At 65.1% G+C, this 2,953-nt stretch carries 3 protein-coding genes; all 3 read left to right on the plus strand.

The window, feature by feature from the left end:
• Positions 1-217 precede the first annotated feature (217 nt).
• Genes QMX83_RS20990 through QMX83_RS21000 form a run of 3 tightly spaced genes read left to right on the plus strand, consistent with a single transcriptional unit; the run spans position 218 to position 2,881 of the window.
• Positions 218-1,105, plus strand: coding sequence for a carbon-nitrogen hydrolase (locus QMX83_RS20990; RefSeq protein ID WP_282298560.1), 888 nt, complete (start codon positions 218-220; stop codon positions 1,103-1,105).
• A gap of 20 nt (positions 1,106-1,125) precedes the next feature.
• Positions 1,126-1,656: a GNAT family N-acetyltransferase gene (locus tag QMX83_RS20995; RefSeq protein WP_282298561.1), complete on the plus strand. Its 531-nt coding sequence runs from the start codon at positions 1,126-1,128 to the stop codon at positions 1,654-1,656.
• Positions 1,657-1,660: 4 nt separating this feature from the next.
• Positions 1,661-2,881, plus strand: coding sequence for a TraB/GumN family protein (locus tag QMX83_RS21000; RefSeq protein ID WP_282298562.1), 1,221 nt, complete (start codon positions 1,661-1,663; stop codon positions 2,879-2,881).
• The last annotated feature ends 72 nt before the right edge of the window (positions 2,882-2,953 follow it).

Raw genomic sequence — 2,953 nt, forward strand, 5'->3', positions numbered from 1 at the left:
GGGTACGGGACCGTAAAGGCACATGGATGTGCCGCCCGAGCCTAACTGGAGATTTAAGGCGTGTCCCGTACCCCCCACCCGCCGGCCCCAGACACGTAGACCGGCAGCAGAGGGTTGTTCGCCTGAATCCAACCGTTGGCGCGCATTCAACGATCGACACGCGATGCCGACGCATCCGCGATAAACTGCGTTTTTCTGCCTGCAGGACCCGCATCGGATGAGCCCACGTCACCCCCTTACCGTCGCCCTGATCCAGGAGCGCAACCATGGCGATGCCGAGGCCAATCTGGCTGTGATCGAAACGCGCGTGGCTGAAGCGGCCGCGCAGGGAGCCAAGCTGGTCCTGCTGCAGGAACTGCATAACGGCGCGTACTTCTGCCAGCATGAATCGGTCGATGAGTTCGACCTGGCCGAGCCGATTCCCGGCCCCAGCACCGAACGCCTGGGCGCGCTCGCAAAGAAGCATGGCGTGGTCATCGTCGGCTCGCTGTTCGAGCGCCGTGCCGCCGGCCTGTATCACAACACCGCCGTGGTGTTCGAGAAGGACGGCACCCTGCTCGGCAAATATCGCAAGATGCACATTCCGGATGATCCGGGCTTCTACGAGAAGTTCTACTTCACCCCCGGTGATATCGGCTTCAAGCCCATCGACACCTCGGTCGGTCGTCTTGGCGTGCTCGTCTGCTGGGACCAGTGGTACCCCGAAGCCGCCCGCCTGATGGCCCTGGCCGGGGCCGAACTGCTGCTCTACCCCACCGCCATCGGCTGGGATCCGGACGACCAGCAGGACGAACAGAACCGCCAGCGTGACGCCTGGGTGCTCAGCCACCGCGGCCATGCCGTCGCCAACGGCGTGCCCGTGCTCAGCTGCAACCGCGTCGGCCATGAGCCCTCGCCGCTCGGTGCCTCCGGCATCCAGTTCTGGGGCAACAGCCATGTGCTCGGCCCGCAGGGTGAGTTCATCGCCGAAGCCGGTGGCGATCCCACCGTGCTGGTCTGCGAGGTCGACCTGCAGCGCAGCGAGCACGTTCGCCGTATCTGGCCGTTCCTGCGCGACCGCCGCATCGACGCTTACGGCGATCTGCTCAAGCGCTACATCGACTGAACCTACAGGACCCCTGCCCCGTGACCGTGCACCTGCGCGACGCCTGCGACGAGGATATCGCCGCCATCACCGCCATCTATGCGGTGGAAGTCACCGACTTCGTCAACACCTATGAGTACGAAGTCCCCGACGCCACCGAGATGCAACGGCGCATGCACGACATCAAGGGGCGGGGCTTTCCCTACATCGTCGCCGTCGTCGACGGCCAGGTGGCCGGTTACGCCTATGCCAACACCTACCGCGCGCGCATTGCCTACCAGTGGACCGTGGAAAACTCGGTCTACGTCGATGCCGCTTTCCAGGGCCGTGGCGTCGGCACCGCGCTGATGCAGGGGTTGATCGACGCCTGCGTCGCGCGTGGCTACCGTCAGATGGTGGCGGTGATCGGGGAACCTTCCAACACTGCCTCGATCAAACTGCACGAACGCTTCGGCTTCCATCTGGTCGGCGTGTTCCGTGGCCTCGGCCGCAAGCATGGCCGCTGGCTGGACACCGTGCAGATGCAGCGCGCGCTCGGCGATGGAGCCGACAGCGCCCCCTCCAATGAATGACGCAATGACCGACATTACAACGCAAGACAGCGACGACACCCTGTTCGCCGGGCAACCGGTCAAGGTGGTCGAACGCGACGGCGTGCGCTACACCCTGCTGGGTACCGCGCACGTCTCCCAGGCCAGCGTGGAGGCCGTTGAGAAAGCCATCGGCAGCGGTCGCTTCGACGCCGTGGCAGTGGAACTGGATCCGCAGCGCCTGCAGGCGCTGACCAATCCCGATGCGCTGCACAAGCTGGACCTGATCGAGGTGATCCGCAAGGGTCGCGTCGCCCTGTTCGCCGCCAACCTTGCCCTGGCGGCCTATCAGCGCCGACTGGCCGAACAGCTGGGCATTGAACCCGGTGCCGAACTCAAGCGTGCGGTGGGCCTGGCCAACGAACGCAACCTGCCGGTGCATCTGATCGACCGCGAGGTCGGCCTGACCTTCAAGCGCGCCTCGCAGCGGCTGGGCTTCTTCGGCAAGATCAAGCTGGTGATGGGCCTGGGTGCCGGTCTGTTCGCGTCGGAAGACGTGGGCGAAGACGAGATCGAGAAGCTCAAGCAGGGCGACATGCTCGAAGCCAGCTTCGGCGAGTTCGCCAGCGAAAGCCCTGAGCTCTACGAAACCATCATCGGCGAGCGTGACCGCTACATGGCCACGCGCCTGCGCGAGACCCACGACCCCGCCCAGCGCGAAGTGCTGGCGGTGGTCGGTGCCGGCCACCTGGCCGGGCTCGCGAAGTACCTGGAAAGTGATACCGATGCCCCCGGTCCGTTGCGTGAGTCGCTGGAAGCCGTACCGCCCAAGCGCAACATTCCGTGGATCACGCTGGGCATTCTGGCCGTCGTGATCACCGGCATCGCCGTCGGCTTCTATCGCGGCGGTCTGGGCATGGGTGCCGAGCTGCTGGTGACCTGGGCCATGTATACCGGCGGCCTCGCCGGTCTGGGCTGCCTGCTGGCCGGCAGCCATCCGTTGAGCATCCTGACCGCCATCGTGGTCGCGCCTTTCAAACCGTTCCGGCTCAGCATTCCCACTGGCGCGTTTGCCGCACTGGTGGAAACGCGGCTGCGCAAGCCGGCGTATGAGGACTTCCTGAAGCTGCGTGATGATGCGCAGACGCTGAAGGGGTGGTACCGGAACCGGGTCACCCGCGTCGTGTTGACGTTCATGCTGACCAATCTGGGCAGTATGCTCGGGCTTTGGCTGACCGGATTCCAAGTGTGGAACAAGGTAGCGTGATGGTATCGGCGTGTCATCGATTCGCACGATGACACACCGCCTGGGCCGGCCAACGGCCGGCGCTACCGGCAT

The organism is Stenotrophomonas sp. PS02289 (assembly GCF_029960115.1).
Lineage (GTDB): Bacteria > Pseudomonadota > Gammaproteobacteria > Xanthomonadales > Xanthomonadaceae > Stenotrophomonas.

Excerpts from the sequence above, each read along its gene's own strand:
- QMX83_RS20990 (WP_282298560.1), top strand. The coding sequence starts at position 218 with ATGAGCCCACGTCACCCCCTTACCGTCGCCCTGATCCAGGAGCGCAAC.
- QMX83_RS21000 (WP_282298562.1), top strand. The coding sequence starts at position 1,661 with ATGACCGACATTACAACGCAAGACAGCGACGACACCCTGTTCGCCGGG.